We start from the raw sequence: 17069 nt of genomic DNA, 5'->3' as shown, positions 1-17069 counted from the left end.
GAAGACTGCTCTTTTTTCTAAACCATAAAAATATTATATATGAAACATCTTAAATATTTTATTATCTCCCTTTTGGTTTGTTTGAATTGTATATGCTTTGCCCAGAATCCTCCGGGTGTAGTTGTGAGTCATATATCAAAAGAAACAGGGAAGTATATCGGATCACCGGGGATGTGTATATTGCCGGATGGTAGCTATTTAGCTTCACACGATGAGTTCGGTCCTAAATCGTCGGAATTTCGTTCTGCGCAGACTCGCATCTTTTTATCTAAAGATCATGGTGAAAGCTGGAGACAGATTTCAACTATAGATGGCCAGTTCTGGTCAAATTTATTTGTACATAATGGTATTGTTTATATCATGGGACCGAATAAACATCATGGAAATTTTAATATCCGTCGTTCTGATGATGGAGGATATTCCTGGACAATTCCTTATCATTCAAAAAACGGATTGATTTTACCGGGAGAGTATCATACGGCACCTATGCCTATGGCCATTCATAATGGGCGGATATGGAGAGCTTTAGAATATGCAACAGCACCTACAACAAAGTGGGGGCAACGATATAGTGCAATGATGATCTCTGCATCGGTCAATTCAGACTTGCTGGACGCGAATAATTGGCGTAAAACTAATTATTTAATGTATGACTCAACGTATTTGGATGGTACTTTTAATGCATGGTTGGAAGGTAATGCAGTTGTTGGACCTAAAGGAGAAATGCTTGATATACTAAGAGTAGATGTACCTGGTAAGGATGAGGAATATGCCGCAATAGTAAATATCAGTAAAGATGGAAAGAAAGCGACTTTTGATCCGGAAACAGGATTTGTAAAACTTCCGGGAGGAAGTAAAAAGTTTACTATTCGTTATGATGAAAAATCGAAGCGGTATTGGATGTTAAGTAACTACGTTAAACCAGAGTTTAAAGGAAGTAATCCAGGAAGTATTCGTAATACACAAGCTCTGTGTAGTTCTACAGATTTGAGAAACTGGACTATTCACAAAATTGTTCTGGAACATCCGGAGGTGAAAAAACATGGTTTTCAATATGTGGAGTGGTTATTTGAAGGAGATGATATTATTTTCCTTTCCCGTACGGCTTTTGATGATGAAACGGGTGGGGCACATAACAATCATGATGCAAATTATCTGACTTTTCATCGAATCAAAGATTTTAGAAAACTATTAGAAGAGCGAATTGATTAATATAAAATAGTGTGGTATGAAATGCATAAACTTCCTTTTCATATTCTTGTTTACAGGAATTACATTGTATGGGGAAATTAAAGATTTCTCAATTATAAAATATAACAATCCTGATTTGATTGTCGATTTAGAAGTTGGATTGTGGCCTATACCTATTCCTGTTGATTATGACAGTGACGGGTTATTAGATATATTGGTTTCCTGTACTTCTGCTCCTAATAAAGGACTCTATTTTTACAAAAATATCGGAACAAAGAATGATCCATTATTCGATAAACCGGTGAAGATTGGAGAAGGAATGAATACTATTTATCCTTCTTATAAAGAAAATAAACTACATGTCTTGAAGCCGGGTGGTGAATATAAAGACTTTATAAATAATCTATTTTCAGAAATTGTAGATATAAATGTCGATGTAAACCCGGCTATGGATATTAAAAAGAGCCGAAGTAATAAATGGAGTTATGTTGACTATGACAATGATGGCGATTGGGACATTTTGGTCGGTATCGATGAATGGAGTGATTATGGTTGGGATAATGCATTTGATGCTGAAGGAAACTGGAAAAATGGTCCGTTGCATGGATATGTTTATCTACTGGAAAATCAAAATGGAAAATATGTCAATAAAGGACGGTTGAATGCTGGTGCCAAACCGATCGATGCATACGGATATCCTTGTCCGATGATGTTCGATTTTGATGGTGACGGTGATCAGGATATTATATGTGGTGAGTTTGTTGATAAATTAACTTGGTATGAAAATATCGGTACTCGTGAAAAACCGGTATTTACAGAAGGCCGTTATTTGGAAAATGATAAAGGATTAATTAAAATAACATTGGAAATGTTTGTGCCGGTAGCTATTGATTTTGACGGGGATGGACATGTTGATATTCTGGCAGGTGAAGAAGATGGAAGAATTGCATTTATAAAAAATACAGGAAAAGTCAAAGATTGTATGCCTGTTTTCGAATCTCCGGTTTATTTAAAACAGAAAGCTGATAATTTAAAGTTTGGAGCTTTGGTAACACCATACAGTATAGATTGGGACGGTGATGGAGACGAAGATTTGATTGTCGGAAATTCTGCCGGTGATTTAGCTTTTATCGAAAATCTTACAGGTGGCGAAAATCCGGTATGGGCTGCTCCGGTTTTTTTTAAAGCAAACAATGAGAAAATAAGGATAATGGCCGGAGAAAATGGTTCGATACAGGGGCCATGTGAAGCAAAATGGGGGTATACAGTACCAACCGTAGCCGACTGGGATTGTGATGGTCGACCGGATATAATTATTAATTCTATTTGGGGAGAAATTCTTTGGTATAAAAATACAGGGGATTTAACCTGTCTTCAGGGACCGTTTAAAATGAAGGTAGATTGGGGGAATATCCCTCAAAAGCCAATATGGAACTGGTGGAATCCGGGTTCTACGGATTTGGTTACTCAATGGCGTACCTCTGCGTTTGCTATCGATTGGAATAAAGATGGATTAATGGATCTGGTTATGTTGGATCACGAAGGGTATTTATGTTTTTATGAGCGGTTTAAAAGAGGAAATGAGCTTTGGTTGAAACCTGGTAAGCGTATTTTCTATCAGATACAGCCGGATAAGACAGAACTTTTAAGATTGAGCGATAAACAAGCAGGAGGATCTGGACGTAGAAAATTGTGTTTTGTAGACTGGGATGGTGACGGAGATCTGGATATTATAATAAATAGTAAAAACATTGCTTTTCTGGAAAATGTCAAAGAAGAAAACGGACAGGTCTATTATATCGACAGAGGTGATCTGGGAGAAAAGAAGCTAGCCGGACACACAACTTGCCCGACTGTTTCGGATTGGAATAAAGATGGGATAAAAGATGTATTAGTTGGAGCAGAAGATGGTCATCTTTATTTATTTACAAATCCAAATAAGAAAAAATAAGTTGTTATGAATAAATATGTAATAGGTATCGATTTTGGTACTGATTCCTGCCGAACATTACTGGTAGATGTATTTACTGGAGAAGAATTGGCTTCTGCTGTTGAGTTTTATCCCCGGTGGAAGAGAGGACTCTATTGTAATCCTGCTGTAAATCAGTATCGCCAACATCCGTTGGACTATATAGAAAGTATGGAGTTGGCTATCAGGCAAACTTTGAGTATTTGTCCGGAAGGTACTGCCTGTAATGTAGTTGGCATAGCTATTGATACGACTGGATCTACTCCCGTACTGTTGGATAGGAACGGAACTCCTTTATCTTTGTTACCCGAGTTTTCAGACAATCCTAATGCCATGTTTGTTCTATGGAAAGATCATACGGCTGTAAAGGAAGCTAGTGAGATAAATGAATTGGCTAAACGTTGGAAAATAGATTATACAGCGTATAGTGGAAGTACTTATTCTGCCGAATGGGTGTGGGCTAAAATGCTACATATACTTCGTGTTGATCCGGCAATACGGAAGTCTGCTTATAGTTGGGTTGAGCATTGTGATTGGATGCCAGCTTTGTTAACAGGAAACATTCTTCCGGGAAAGATTTATCGTAGTCGCTGTGCAGCAGGGCATAAAGCGATGTGGTGTGAAAAATGGGGGGGGATTGCCTTCTTTTGACTTTCTTACCGCGTTAGATCCTTTGTTAGACTTATTCAACGGACATCTATATCATTCCACTTATACGAGTGATACTTGTGCTGGATATTTGTCGGAAGAATGGGCTGATCGTTTGGGATTGTCTACTCGGGTGGTGGTAGGTGTAGGGGCTCTCGACTGTCATATGGGAGCTGTTGGAGCCGAAATATCAGAAAAAACATTTGTTAGGGTGATGGGGACATCTACTTGTGATGTTATGGTTTCTCCTTATGATGAGATAAAAGACTCTCAGATCTCTGGAATTTGCGGACAGGTTGACGGCTCTGTAGTGCCCGGAATGGTTGGATTGGAAGCCGGACAGTCGGCGTTCGGTGATGTATATGCCTGGTTTAAAGATTTGTTGTTGTGGCCTTTGGAGACTCTGCTGCCGTCAGTCTGTGATAACAGAGATGCTGAAAATCTTATCCAGTTGCTGGATAACAAGATATTACCATTATTGACAGAAGAAGCAGAAAAAATACCGGTCAGTGAAAGTGTACCTGTTTCTGTTGATTGGTTGAATGGACGGCGTACGCCTGATGCCAACCAGAATGTAACCGGACTTATTTCCGGTTTGACGTTGGGTACTTCTGCACCGTTACTTTTTAAATCCTTAGTTGAAGCCACAGCTTTCGGTTCAAAATCAATTGTGGATTGTTTTTTGAGGCAACATGTGAAGATTGAGAACATAACAGCGATTGGAGGGATCTCTTTAAAATCTCCTTTCATAATGCAAACGTTGGCTAATGTATTGAATATGCCTATTAAAGTTGCCCGTTCCGAACAAACTTGTGCTTTGGGAGCAGCCATGTTTGCTGCTGTTGTAGCCGGAGTCTACCCAAAAGTAGAAAAGGCCCAGCTGATTATGGGAAAAGGTTTTACTATTCAATATACTCCGGATGAGGAGAAACACCGCCAGTATTTATCTCTGTATCAAAAATATTTAGATTTGGGCAATTTTATAGAAACAAGATTATGATGTAAATTATTATAGAAATACCATGGAACTATCAATACTCGACTTTATCGTTTTCTTTGCCTTTATGGCAGGGACTTTACTATTTGGATGCTCGTTTTTTTCTAAAAACAGGAATTCGAACGAATATACATCTGCTGGAGGTAGATTACCTGCCTGGGTGGTGGGGATGTCCATCTTTGCAACCTATGTCAGTAGTATCAGCTTTCTGGCATTGCCAGGGAATGCTTATATGGGAAACTGGAATCCGTTTGTATTCAGTTTGTCTATTCCAATAGCCTCCTGGATAGCAGCTAAATACTTTGTCCCTTTTTATCGGAATATCAGTAGTATATCTGCCTATAGTTATTTAGAAGAAAGATTCGGATATTGGGCCAGGGTATATGCATCCTGTTGCTATTTATTGACACAGGTGGCCAGGATCGGCTCTGTTTTGTATTTAATGGCTTTGCCGTTGCACTCTATGTTAGGCTGGAGTATACCGGTTATTATTGTTGTTTCCGGACTTTGTGTGGTTATTTATTCTGTGTTAGGCGGGATAACAGCTGTAATATGGACAGATGCTATACAAGGTATCGTTTTGATTGCCGGAGCACTGGCTTGCGTATTGGTTTTATTGTTTTCTATGCCAGAAGGCCCTTCACAATTGTTTTCTATTGCGATGGAATATGATAAATTCTCATTAGGTAGTTTTGGACCAGAGTTGAGTACTACTACTTTCTGGGTAACATTGGTGTATGGTCTTTTTATCAATTTGCAGAATTATGGTATCGATCAGAATTATGTACAGCGTTATAAAACAGCTAAAGATGACAAAAGTGCACGCTCTGCTGCTTTATTTGGCGGCCTTCTATATGTTCCGGTAAGTATGTTTTTCTTTTTTATAGGAACTGCTCTGTTCGCTTATTATACAGTGTCACCGGAATTACTTCCTGAAGGTATAACCAATGATGCTGTTTTCCCGTATTTTATTGTTCATGGTTTGCCGACTGGCATTACAGGTCTATTGATTGCTGCTATTTGTGCTGCGGGTATGAGTACTGTTTCAACCAGTATCAATAGTTCTGCCACTATTATTCTGACAGATTTCTTTCAACATAAACGAAAAATGACGGATAAACAGAATATGTATGTTCTTTATGGAACTTCTTTTATTTTAGGTATTCTGGGGATGGGATTAGGCTTGGCTATGATGTCTGTACAGAGTGCCCTTGAAGCCTGGTGGAGTTTAGCTGCTATATTTAGCGGAGGAATGTTAGGACTTTTCTTACTGGGATATATGGCAAAGCGAGTAAAGAGTATTCATGCGATGGTTGGAGTTATTTGTGGGGTTATTCTGATTGCCTGGATGAGTTTCGGTAATAATACGGTATTCCATAGCTATCTGACTATTGTATTTGGAACAATTTTAATATTTTTAGTAGGGTTCTTATTATCTCTATTCGCTGGAAAACAGGGTAGTAAATAGAGTTATTTTTTGTTACTTTGCATGGAATTTATGATGGAACGTATGAAAAGAATATCTATAAAAGATATAGCTCAAGCTGTAGGAGTTTCTACAGCGACTGTATCTCTGGTCTTGACTGGAAAAAATAAAAATGGTCGTGTCGGAAAGGAAATGTCTGAAAAGATAAAAAAGGTAGCTCATGAAATGAATTATCAGCCGAACAGGTTAGCAATGAGTTTGCAAAGTGGTCGTTCACAGACGATAGGACTGCTTGTTGCTGATATATCCAACCCTTTTTTCGGTACATTGGCTTTTTATGTGCAGGAAGAAATGGAAAAAGCAGGATATGCTGTTATTATAATGAATACAGACGAAAGTGATTTGCAGATGGAAAGGATGATAAGTCTGTTAAGAAGTCGCCAGGTTGATGGATTTATTATTGTTCCAACTGAATTCGGAGAGAAAAATATCGCACAACTTGTAAATAACCATATACCTTTAGTTTTGATAGACCGTTATTATCCATCATTGCAAGTAAATAGTGTATTAATTGATAATTATCAGGTTGCTCATGAAGCGACCCGATATTTAATAGATATTCATTGTAAGAAAATAGCATTGCTTATTTATGAGAATAACCAACCTCATATGGCTGAACGTGAAAGAGGGTACACTAATGCATTGAAAGATGCCGGTTTATATGATGAAGGGTTAGTAAAAAAAGTACGTTATAAATTTATGGACGAAGATATCATTGGGGCAATAACCTGGCTGGCTCAAAAAAGGAAAGATATGGATGGCATTCTTTTTGCAACAAACACGATTGCTATGACTGGAATCAAGCAATTGTTGAATTTGAAATTTCGGATAGAAGAAGACGTGCATGTTGTTTGTTTTGATAAAAGTGATGCCTTTGATTTCATGCCGGTTTTTATTCCTTATATTCATCAGCCAATAGCGGATATGGGACGATTAGCATCTCAACTATTAATAAAGCAAATTGAGGAAGAGGAAACTGATGATAAGTTGATTCATAAATTATCAGCCAAATTAATGATAGAATAGGATTAAAACATAAAAAGTTATCTCCTTAAAGAGATAACTTTTTAATTTATATCAAAAAAAGAACAATTGAATTATAGATTACTGCAATCTGATTAACCTGTAAAGCAATTGCTGGATTGCTTCCTGATAATCATCGATAATAGATTGAGAGAATGCTTCGGGAAACAGATCTCTGTGTTTTTCTACATAGTTGTAGAAATCCGTAGCATGTTTTACAATGTCCTTCGGAGTTTTGGTTTCGGGAATTGCAATCTGCATGTCACCAACCATGGCGTATGTTGTTTCTGTAATTCTGTCGATCACATCCAATAAAGAAGCGATGGCTTCATCCAAAGCCATATGTTTAGCGTAGCTACCCGTTCCGGTTACACTCCAGTGGAATAATTTTAAACTACTGTTGAAGGAAAACAGTTCTCCAATAAATGTTGCAAGCTCTTTATTTGAAGTATGAGCTACTTTTTCTTTTTGTTCTGATTTTACTGTTGTACTCATAATTTGTTTATTTATGTTTTGTATGTATATAACACTACTGCTGTCGGGGATGTTTACTGGAATATGGAAAAACAGAGTAAGAATATTGATGATAACAATACGTTTATAAATCTTGTTTATATAAGGAACTGATATACAAATGAGAGTATGATACATATTAAATTAAAACGAGTTTATGAAGATCCTGATGAGTCGGATGGTTATAGGGTTTTGGTAGACCGTCTATGGCCAAGGGGAATGAAGAAGGAGGCTCTGCATTATGATTTATGGGAAAAAGCGATAACACCTTCTCCGGAGTTACGTGAATGGTTTCATCAGGCACCCGATGAGAGATGGGAGCAGTTTGCTGCTTTGTATAAAAAGGAGTTGGCAGGTTCGGATGCCGTTAAAAAGTTTGTTGAAGAAATAAAGAAATATCCGATTGTTACTTTGCTTTATGCTGCCAAGAGTCCGGATCATAATCATGCTTTGATATTGAAAGAATATTTGGAAAAAGTCGTTTGAGTATTTTGTGATTTGAATAAAGTAAATGCCATCAAAAGTGTATAAAGACATTCCTGATGGCATTTGTTTTATAGAATTATATTGGGAGTCCTTTATTTTGACATCAGATACGACTTGAATGTATCGAACTCTTTGTTTAGTTCGATACTTTGTTTCGTACCTTTCATGAATGCCTGCAATTTAGCAGGAATTTTAATATTTGCTTCCAGGATACGGTCGACTGTATCTTTGAATTTAGCCGGATGGGCTGTTTCCAGGAATAAACCGGTTTCGTCGGCATCAAGTGCATTTTGTATCAAGGCCTGGTAGCCACAAGCACCGTGTGGGTCGAGTAGATATCCATCGTTCTTATATACATATCTGATTGTCTGTTCGATCTCTTCGTCGGTGAAGCGATAGCCGGTGATACGTTGGCATATTTCCTGATGTTTATCTCCATAGATATCGAACAGATCCATGATACGGGCAAAGTTACTCGGATCGCCGACGTCCATCGCATTTGCAATCGTAGCAACTGAAGGACGCGGAGTATAAACTCCAGTTTCCAGGTATTTGAGGAATACATCATTGCGATTGTTGGCTGCAATAAAGCGTTTAACGGGTAATCCCATCCAGTTGGCAAAAATACCGGCAGTGATATTACCGAAGTTACCGCTGGGAACAGAAATGACCAGATTATCGGCTTTACCAATCTTATCTAATTGTGCATAAGCATTGAAATAGTAAAAGGACTGCGGAAGGAAACGGGCCACATTGATTGAATTAGCTGAGGTCAGTTTCATATGACGGTTCAGTTCCTCATCCATAAAAGCTGACTTAACCAATGCCTGGCAATCGTCGAAAGTTCCGTCTATCTCCAAAGCAGTAATGTTTTGTCCCAATGTAGTGAACTGGCATTCCTGGATCGGACTGACTTTTCCTTTCGGATAAAGCACATACACATGAATACCCGGCACTCCCAGAAATCCGTTGGCTACGGCGCTTCCGGTATCTCCGGAAGTAGCAACCAGTACATTGACTTCTTTCAGGCCTTCCTTTTTGATGAAATACCCCAACAGACGGGCCATAAAACGACCGCCGACATCTTTAAACGCCAACGTTGGACCGTGGAACAATTCAAGACTGTAAATATTGTCATGTACATGTACTACCGGAGTTTCGAATGACAAAGTGTCTTTGACAATTTCATCCAGAGTCTCCGGTTCGATATCTTCACCAAAAAAAGCTTGTGCTACCGTACAGGCTATTTCGTGGAAAGACTGATTCTTCATATTATCGATCGTACCTTCATCCAGTCTGGTAATATGTTCGGGCATGTATAACCCTTTGTCGCTCGCCAGACCTTTCACTACGGCTTCTTCGAGGGTGGCCAGCGGAGCTTTTTTGTTTGTGCTGTAATATTTCATAATAATTCCTTTATAAATTCATCTTTTTCAAGTACGCCATACTTTCCTGTCAATACGGAGAACTCGTCGAAACAAGTTACTGAATCCGGTTCCTGTCCTGGTTTATAGATCAGGAAAGGAACAGGTGTGTTGGTATGTGTACGGATCGAGCAAGGTGTCGGGTGATCGGGGAGTACGGCAATGGCGACCGGTTCATTCCATTTCTGTAACTCTTCGTAAATAATACGGATGGCCCGCTTATCAAGATACTCGATTGTTTTTATTTTCAGGTCGACATCTCCTTCGTGTCCGGCTTCATCGCTGGCTTCTACGTGAAGGTAAACGAAATCGTTTGTCTTAAGGGCTTCAAGGGCGGCATACGCTTTGCCCTCATAGTTTGTGTCGTATAAACCGGTAGCTCCTTCCACATTGATCACCTCGAGTCCGGCATAAACACCGATACCACGGATCAGGTCGACAGCGGAAATAACGGAGCCTTTTTCAAATCCGTACATTTCCTGCATAGTCTGCATGGCAGGACGATAACCGGGCGACCAGGGCCAGATACTGTTGGCCGGATCTTTTCCTGCGGCAATCCGTTTGAGGTTTACGGGATGATCCTTTAATATTTCCTGTGATTGCAGGATCAGGTCGTTCAATAGATCGGCTGTCTCTTTTGCTTTAGCAACTTCGGGTTTTACCATCAGAGGACGGAAAGGATGGAGGGGCACATCGTGCGGGGGCGTGCAATCCAGTCTTTTATCGCCGCCTTTTATCACTAGCAGGTGGCGATAAGATACTCCTGTATAGAACTTAACCCGGTCGGAGCCCAGTTTCTCGTTGAGGAATTGTATTAATTCGTCGGCTTCTTCGGTGTGAATATGTCCGGCGGAATGGTTTTTCAGTATTTCTCCTTCCACACAGATCAGGTTGCAACGCATCGCCATCTCACCCGGTTGGAGGGTGACACCGATACTGGCTGCTTCCAATACACCACGTCCTTCGTATACTTTGGGTAAGTCGTATCCCAATACGGCCATGTTGGCAACTTCGCTGCCCGGATGAAAACCGTCGGCAACTGTTTTCATTTGCCCGGTGACTCCCATTGCGGCCAGCTTGTCCATATAGGGAGTATCTGCATATTGCATGGGAGTCTTGCCTCCAAGTGCCTCGATGGGTTCGTCGGCCATGCCGTCTCCCAGAATTATAATACTTTTCATCTTTATCGAATATTTGCTATGGAGATTATATCGGCGAATACGCCTGCTGCCGTTACGTCGGCTCCGGCGCCATATCCTTTTATAATCATGGGATATTCGTGGTATCTTTCGGTTGAGATCATGATGATGTTGTTGCTGCCTTCCAGTTCGTAGAACGGATGATGGCTGTCAACTTCCTGTAATCCGATTTCGCATGCTCCGTTTTCCATTTTGGCAACGAAGCGGAAACGTTTGTTTTCTGCCTCCAGTTGCTGGCGTTTGCTTTCGAATTCGGCATCGACTTCTTTTATCTTACACCAGAACTCATCCAACGATCCTTCAAAGAATTTTTCAGGAATGAATAATTTACGCTGAACATCTTCCTGTTCAACCTTATAGCCGGCTTCGCGTGCCAGGATAACCAGTTTGCGGAGCACGTCTTTACCACTTAGGTCGATACGTGGATCGGGTTCGGAATATCCTTCCTCTTTAGCCATCAGGATGGCTTTGCTGAAAGGGATGTCTGCGCTAAGTGTATTAAATATATAATTTAATGTACCGGAAAGGACTGCTTCCAGTTTTAATATATGATCTCCACTGTTTATCAGGTCATTCATCGTATTGATGATGGGAAGTCCGGCACCAACGTTTGTTTCGAACAGGAACTTTACACCACGATGACGGGCTGTTTCCTTCAACTTGATATAATTACTGTAAGAAGAAGAGGCGGCAACTTTATTAGCAGCCACTACCGAAACGTTGTTATTGAGCAGTGTTTCATACAGATCGGAAACGGCCGAGTTGGCTGTACAATCAACAAAGACAGAGTTGAAGATATTCATTTTCAGTATCTCTTCTTTCAGATGTTCTGGGGAGCTTTCTTCTCCGTTTTTCTTTAGTTCGTCGATACAGTTTTCGAGGTTAAGACCTTCACGCAAGAAGAGAGCCCGTTTACTGTTGGATACTCCTACGACATTCAGTTTCAGTCCGTTCTGTTGCATTAACTTCGGTTGCTGGATACGGATCTGCTCCAGTAAGTTTCCACCGACAGTACCAACACCGGCGATGAACAGGTTTAAAACTTTATATTGTGACAGAAAAAAGGAGTCGTGGATAGAGTTTAATGCCTTACGCAGATATTTAAGTTTGATAACGAACGAGATATTGGTTTCGGAAGCACCTTGGGCACAGGCAATAACGCTTATACCGGCACTACCTAATGTACCGAACAGCTTTCCGGCGATACCTGGGGTACGTTTCATGTTTTCACCAACGATGGCTACGGTAGCCAGATCTTTTTCTGCTACGGTATCGTTCATATCACCCTGAGCGCGTTCCAGTGCAAACTCTTCATCGAGTACCTGCACGGCCAGGTCGGCATCTGCGTTACGGACAGCGAATGTGGTATTGTTTTCAGAACTGGCCTGTGATACCATAAATACGCTGATGCCGCTTTTTGCCAATGTCTTAAAGATGCGATAGTTAACACCGATCACACCTACCATACCCAAACCCTGAACGGTGATCAGGCAGGTGTCGTTAATAGAAGAGATACCTTTAATAATGGCTTTACCTTCTTCCTTAACTTTTTCTTTGGAAATATAAGTTCCCGGTGCCTCCGGATTGAATGTGTTCAGGATACGGATCGGAATATTCTTATGATATACCGGATAGATCGTTGGCGGATAGATCACTTTGGCACCGAAGTTACATAACTCCATTGCTTCGGTGAATGTAAGCCGGTCGATCACATAAGCAGAACTGATCACACGAGGGTCGGCAGTCATGAAACCATCCACGTCTGTCCATATTTCGAGTACGTTGGCATCAAGGGCAGTAGCCAGGATAGAGGCCGTATAGTCGGAACCACCACGTCCCAGGTTCGTTACTTCCCCGTTTTCCGTGCTCGATGAGATGAAGCCGGGAACCAGCGATACTTTGGGTAGCGGATTGAATGTTTCTTTAATCAGTTGATTGGTCTGTTCGAAGTCGACAATATGCTTATTGAATTGCTTGATCGTTTTGATAAACTTGCGTGAATCAAACAACCGTGCATCTTCAATCACATTCGAAACGATCAGGGAAGAGATACGTTCCCCATAGCTGACGATCGTGTCGGAAGTCTTGGCAGACAAGTCATTGATCAGGTACACACCTTTAAAGATATTCCCCAGTTCGTCGAGTAGGCTCATGACTTTTTTCTGTACTTCTATCCGCTGCATCTTGTCGGGTATAACGCCTTCAATCACGTCCAGGTGACGTGTTATGATTTCGGAAAACTCCCTTTCGTATCCAACATCCCCTTTGGATGCCATGACAGAAGTTGCCAACAACTTGTCTGTGATGCCTCCCAGGGCAGAAACGACAACGATTACAGGCTCTTCAATAGCCTCTACTATCTTCTTTACACTCAGAATACTATTCACGGAACCTACGGACGTTCCGCCGAATTTCAATACTTTCATCGGTATGTATTATTTTAGTTGACAATTGACGGTTGACAATTGACAATTTATTTGTAACTAAATTAATTGATAATAAGAACCGGATGGAACCGGCATAAAGGATGCAATACAAATGATTGCAACAATGCAGGACGTGGCCGCTGCGCTTGTTTATTTGTAAATTCTAACCCCCCAAGGGGTCATCAATGCCCATGTATAATATGCTATACCTGCAATCATTCTTTTCTTTTTCTAGTTTTCATATCTTATTGCAGGGGCAATATTACACATTATTTTTCAAATGCAAGCATTTTTTCAGTAGAAAGTGATAAAATAGTGGAAAGTTGACAGGAAAAGAGGATAGGTTGGTTACTATTGTTTTTTTATTTTCTCTTTTCTCACCCTTCGAAGCCAGAAAACCGGGAGGATACAAATCATTGTGACGATGAATGCGATGTAGAAATCGTCGTTGATACCGCCGATGTATGCTTCGAGTTCGAGTCGTTTGGTTATGAGTTGTTCGGCCAGGGAGCGGGCGGACTGTTCGGTGGCTCCGGCGGTTTGTGAGGCGAAAGCACTTAGCTTGTCGATGGTCTGCTGGTAGACTTCTCCGGTATAGTTCAAGGCTTCGCTGTAACGCTGGGTATGATAACTGGTACGCCCGGTAAGCATGTGGCTGAAGATTGCAACGCCGAAGCTACCACCCATCTGGCGGACGATATTGGTGATACTGGATGCCTGTGCCATCATATCCACTCCGATTTTAGCCAGCGACAAGGTTAATAACGGGGTGAAAAGTATTCCCATGCCGACACCGCGCAGGTAAAGACTCAGCATGATATACCATTTCTCTGTAAGAAAAGACAGGTAAAAGTTGAGATAGAAGCTGAGTGACATCAGGATCAGTCCGGCGGCAATCAGTATCTTCGGGTTGATCTTCTGTCCTAAAGCGCCGGCGGCGGGCGAACAGAAACCCTGGATGATCCCCACCGGGATAAAAAACATACCAGCTTGAAACGCCGAATATCCCAGGTTGTTTTGCAGATAAAGAGGGATCAGGAACGTACTTCCGAACATTCCGATACCGAATATGAACATCATCAGGTTGGAGAGTGCGAAATTCCGATCTTTAAATATACGCAGGTTGATAAGCGGGTATTTTACAGTCAGTTCAAAGTAGATGAACAGAATAAACATGACAGCCGATATCCACATGGAACCTAATACTATCGGACTGTTCCACCCCTGTGTGTTGGTCGACGAGTTTACTTCCGACAGGCCATACATAAATAAAGGAAGGAAGATAGCTGATGTAATAAATCCCGGTATGTCGAAAGGCTGTACCGTCTGTGCTTTATACTCTTTCTGCAAAATAGCCGTAAAGAACAAGGCCAGTGCCCCGACCGGAACGTTTACATAAAATATATAGTTCCAGTTCATATTATCTACCAGGTAACCCCCGATAGACGGGCCGAACGATACCGATGCTGCCGAAGCGATTGCCCAGAACCCCAGTGCCATCCCTCGTTGTTCAGGAGGGAATACATTGCTGACGATAGCCATACCCACCGGCATGATAGCCCCGCAGCCGAGTCCTTCGATCACGCGCCAGAAGATTAATTCCTCGATAGAGGTGGAGTTGCCGCACATGAACGAGCCGAAAGTGAAGACCAACAGGGAGAGGAAATAAATCTTTTTATATCCGAAGCGGTCGGATAACCAGGCAGCTGCCGGCAGGATACTGGCGATTGCCAGCATATAACCGGTAAGTACCCATTCGGCCGTATTGATACTTGCCCCGAGCGTACCCATAATGGCAGGCAGCCCAGTGTTGACAACGGTCGAGTCGAGCACAGCCATGAATGTACCGATCATAATATTGCCCAGTACCAGCCATTTATACGAACTGTTGCTTGTGTTATCCGTTTTGTCCATCACTTTGACTTTTCCTTTTCAATCTTAACGGTTGCTGACATTCCGGAGACAAGTTTCGGCTTTTCTACTTTGTCTTTTTTCCCTACGGCTTTGTCGATGGATATTTTCAGAGGGATACGTTGTGCCACTTTCGTATAATTGCCCGAAGCATTGTTGGGAGGGATAAGCGAAAACTCCGAGGCCGTATTCGTACCTATATAGAAGATCTTTCCGGAGAAGGTCAGGTCGGGGAAGGCATCGAGCGTGAAGATTGCCGGTTGTCCCATCCTGATGTGGTCGAATTTAGTCTCTTCGAGATAGACGGCAACCCACAGGTTTTTACCTTCGTTGATGGTGAAAAGCGTTTGTCCCGGTTGGATGATATCGCCGGGCAGCGACCAGCGTTTCGCTATCACCCCGTCGACCGGAGCCGTGATCCGGTAATATCCCAGGGATACGCGGGTGGACTCGATAGCGGCATTTGCCGAAACGATAGCTGCTTCTCCGGTGGCGATCCGTGCCTGCGATATCTTGATCTGATCTTTGGCAACATCCACTTTTATGGCGGCACTTTTATAGGTATCTTCCGTATTCTGGAATGTCTCTTGCGAAACAGCATCACTTCCGTATAACTTTTTGTCGCGGCGGTAGTTTACTTCAGCCTGATGATAGTCGATCTCTGCCAGGCTCAGGTTCTTGATCGCCGTGTTGAGATTCTCTTTATCCAGTTTCAGGTTGGCAACCATTTCCTCCCGGCGTGCAACGGCTTCCTGCAATTGGGCAACAACCATGCTGCTATCCAGTTCGGCCAGGATCGTACCGGCTTTCACCGTATCGCCTTCCCAGGCATATTGTTTAAGCATCGGAGCCATAACTTGCGCCGCAACGCTAACCCGGAAACTGTCGAGGTTTGCATCGTCGGTCGAGATATATTTGCGGTAGTTCCACCACCAAAGGAAAGCAATGCCAACAGCAACAATCAGTATGACGATAAGCCATACCATACTATTGCCCGATGTTTTTTTAGAGGGACTTACTGTATCCATAGTTTTGACGTATATTTATTGCATAAAACAAATAAAATATACAAAGGTTCAGAGTTACTGCCGTGAGGACTACTCTTTCTTCTGATGCTGTAACAGCCAGTCAAAGATCTTATTATCTTTATAAAGGTATTGGATACCATGTCCTTCACCGGGTAAGCGGGTGAACTGGATATGGCCATACGTTTCGAGTTTGCTTACAACCCTTTCTGTTTCATTTATCGGGATCATATCATCTGCTGTCCCGTGGAATGTCCAGATGGGAAGTTGTTTCAGGTTGCTGATTTTGGCAGTATCGCTATCGTTTACACCACCGCATAGGGGGACAATCGCAGCAAATCTGTCGGGATAGTCCATCGCTACCTGCCAGGTTCCGAAACCACCGTTACTGATACCGGTCACATAAATCCGGGTCGTGTCGATCCGGCATTTGGAAATTAATTCGGCATACAATGAATCGAACCAATTCTCGGTTGTCCAGTATTTGTTTTGTGGGCACTGTGGGGAGGCTATGATGAAATCGTATTCATGCCCTTGTTCTATATAATAAGGGATTCCATAGGCTTTCAGTTTATTCAGGTCGTTCCCGTTCTGTGCACCGCCGCCCAGGTAGATAACCAACGGGTAATCCTTCTTATTCGTTGGGTAATCTTTCGGAAGATAGAGCAGGTACGGGTAATCCGCTTTGGGCTTTTGCTGCGTTTGACCATCCGCTTTTATATTGAAAACGAAAAGGAAAACCAGGATGGAAAGGAATAGTTTGTTCATGCG

Annotated in this window: 12 protein-coding genes and 1 pseudogene; 6 read left to right on the top strand and 7 right to left on the bottom strand. The window is 41.7% G+C overall.

Annotation, left to right across the window (positions count from 1 at the left end):
- The first annotated feature begins 39 nt into the window (after window positions 1-39).
- The 5 genes and pseudogenes from BQ7394_RS15165 (at window position 40) to BQ7394_RS15145 (ending at window position 7317) form a co-directional block, all read left to right on the top strand.
- The gene (locus BQ7394_RS15165; protein ID WP_075558203.1) at window positions 40-1212 is read left to right on the top strand and encodes a glycoside hydrolase family protein; all 1173 of its coding nucleotides are present in this window, start codon (window positions 40-42) and stop codon (window positions 1210-1212) included.
- A 16-nt stretch (window positions 1213-1228) separates the two neighbouring features.
- Window positions 1229-3142: an FG-GAP repeat domain-containing protein gene (locus tag BQ7394_RS15160; RefSeq protein ID WP_075558202.1), complete on the top strand. Its 1914-nt coding sequence runs from the start codon at window positions 1229-1231 to the stop codon at window positions 3140-3142.
- Window positions 3143-3148: 6 nt separating this feature from the next.
- A pseudogene (locus BQ7394_RS15155) lies at window positions 3149-4808 on the top strand (ribulokinase).
- 22 nt (window positions 4809-4830) lie between these two features.
- Complete coding sequence (locus BQ7394_RS15150; protein ID WP_075558201.1) at window positions 4831-6273, top strand: sodium:solute symporter family protein; 1443 nt, start codon at window positions 4831-4833, stop codon at window positions 6271-6273.
- Between the two features lie 42 nt (window positions 6274-6315).
- Window positions 6316-7317 carry a LacI family DNA-binding transcriptional regulator gene (locus BQ7394_RS15145; RefSeq protein ID WP_075560052.1) on the top strand — a complete coding sequence of 334 codons (1002 nt, stop codon included), beginning with the start codon at window positions 6316-6318 and terminating at the stop codon, window positions 7315-7317.
- Window positions 7318-7395: 78 nt separating this feature from the next.
- Here BQ7394_RS15145 and BQ7394_RS15140 read toward each other — a convergent pair whose 3' ends face one another.
- A complete protein-coding gene (locus BQ7394_RS15140; protein ID WP_075558200.1) occupies window positions 7396-7809 on the bottom strand; it encodes a DUF5856 family protein in 414 nt (137 codons plus the stop codon).
- A 147-nt stretch (window positions 7810-7956) separates the two neighbouring features.
- On the opposite strand from BQ7394_RS15140, the gene BQ7394_RS15135 reads away from it, so the two are divergent.
- Entirely contained in the window at window positions 7957-8313 is a 357-nt protein-coding gene (locus BQ7394_RS15135) for a DUF488 domain-containing protein (protein ID WP_075558199.1), read from the top strand.
- 92 nt (window positions 8314-8405) lie between these two features.
- Here the strand turns inward: BQ7394_RS15135 and thrC are convergent, their stop codons facing one another.
- The 6 genes from thrC to BQ7394_RS15105 form a co-directional block, all read right to left on the bottom strand.
- Window positions 8406-9719, bottom strand: a complete 1314-nt coding sequence (gene thrC / locus BQ7394_RS15130) for a threonine synthase (RefSeq protein WP_075558198.1) — start codon at window positions 9717-9719, stop codon at window positions 8406-8408.
- Window positions 9716-10918 (bottom strand): cofactor-independent phosphoglycerate mutase, encoded by a 1203-nt coding sequence (locus tag BQ7394_RS15125; protein ID WP_075558197.1) that lies wholly within the window; start codon window positions 10916-10918, stop codon window positions 9716-9718. Before BQ7394_RS15125 ends, thrC begins: the two co-directional genes overlap by 4 nt.
- A gap of 2 nt (window positions 10919-10920) precedes the next feature.
- Entirely contained in the window at window positions 10921-13362 is a 2442-nt protein-coding gene (gene thrA / locus BQ7394_RS15120; RefSeq protein WP_075558196.1) for a bifunctional aspartate kinase/homoserine dehydrogenase I, read from the bottom strand.
- A 351-nt stretch (window positions 13363-13713) separates the two neighbouring features.
- Window positions 13714-15276, bottom strand: a complete 1563-nt coding sequence (locus BQ7394_RS15115; RefSeq protein ID WP_075558195.1) for a DHA2 family efflux MFS transporter permease subunit — start codon at window positions 15274-15276, stop codon at window positions 13714-13716.
- Window positions 15276-16301, bottom strand: a complete 1026-nt coding sequence (locus BQ7394_RS15110) for an HlyD family secretion protein (protein ID WP_075558194.1) — start codon at window positions 16299-16301, stop codon at window positions 15276-15278. The genes BQ7394_RS15115 and BQ7394_RS15110 overlap by 1 nt, the downstream gene beginning before the upstream one ends.
- 69 nt (window positions 16302-16370) lie before the next feature.
- The gene (locus BQ7394_RS15105; RefSeq protein ID WP_075558193.1) at window positions 16371-17066 is read right to left on the bottom strand and encodes a carboxylesterase family protein; all 696 of its coding nucleotides are present in this window, start codon (window positions 17064-17066) and stop codon (window positions 16371-16373) included.
- Window positions 17067-17069: the final 3 nt, after the last annotated feature.

It is taken from the genome of Parabacteroides timonensis (assembly GCF_900128505.1).
Taxonomy (GTDB): domain Bacteria; phylum Bacteroidota; class Bacteroidia; order Bacteroidales; family Tannerellaceae; genus Parabacteroides; species Parabacteroides timonensis.
Note: the sequence above shows the minus strand (reverse complement) of the source record. Positions and strands in the feature narration are given on the sequence as shown.